Below are 1,087 nucleotides of genomic sequence, written 5' to 3' on the forward strand. Positions count from 1 at the left end.
CCCTGTTGTAAAATGAAGTGCAACACAGAAGACATGTTCATCTGATATACTAGAGTTGCGAAAAACAGTATAAAGGAAGATGAACATGTCTACAATTATTCTACCACAAATCAATCCTACAAGCACTTATCTGAAGCTGAGCGAGGAGAAATTGAAGCTTATTTAAGCGTAGGACTCAAACCTGCTGAAATTGCTCGTAGACTGGGGAGAAATCGCTCTACTATTACTCGTGAAATTAATCGTGGTTCCATAACACAATGGAAAAAAGTCAATGGGCAGAAGGTCTACTACCAACACTATTATGCAGATGCTGCCCATAACCGTTATCGGGATGCTAGAGAAACCAAGGGTGCATAGCGTGGATACCTTTGTTCATACCTATAGACTCCAACATGTAGATGCAGTTGTTCCTTCAACCAAGACGCTCTATAACTATATCCATCAAGGTTTGTTAGAGATTAAGGTTATTGATTTACCAAGAGCAGTGCGGATCCGTAAGAAATTTAACAAGCGTCCCTCTACCAAGAAACATCTAGGAAAGTCAATTGAAGAAAGACCAGAAGAGATTAATAATCGTTCCCGTTTTGGAGATTGGGAAATCGATTCTGTTCTGGGTGGAAAGACAATAGGAGAACCTTCTATTTTAACATTGGTAGAACGACAAACACGCTATGCTGTCACAAAGAAACTCGTGGAAAAGAAAGCAGAGTATGTCAATCAAGCAGTCTTAGAGTGTATGAAACTTTATCCCATTAAGTCCATAACTACAGATAATAGAAACGAATTTTCATCATTGAGTAAGATAGAGGGATTAGATGTTTATTTTGCACATACCTATTCATCTTATGAACGAGGCACAAATGAGAATTTCAATGGATTATTAAGAGAGTTCATTCCCAAAGGATCCTCACTAAAAAAACTAAATCCGACACTTTTAGAGGACTATACAAAGGCTATCAATGAAAGACCTAGACGAATCCATGGCTATCAGTCCGCAAAAAAGCTGTTTGAGCTAACTCAAACAGCTTGAAAGATACTCACTTAATCAGAGGAACAACTTTGTTGCACTTGACTTGACAATTGGGAA

The 1,087-nt window shown here is 38.3% G+C and carries 1 pseudogene; it reads left to right on the top strand.

The features are described 5' to 3' along the window. Positions 1-69 precede the first annotated feature (69 nt). Positions 70-1,030, top strand: a pseudogene (locus HMPREF2984_RS01965) (IS30 family transposase). Positions 1,031-1,087 lie beyond the last annotated feature (57 nt).

The sequence above is a fragment of the Streptococcus sp. HMSC066E07 genome (assembly GCF_001814695.1).
Classification (GTDB): domain Bacteria; phylum Bacillota; class Bacilli; order Lactobacillales; family Streptococcaceae; genus Streptococcus; species Streptococcus hominis.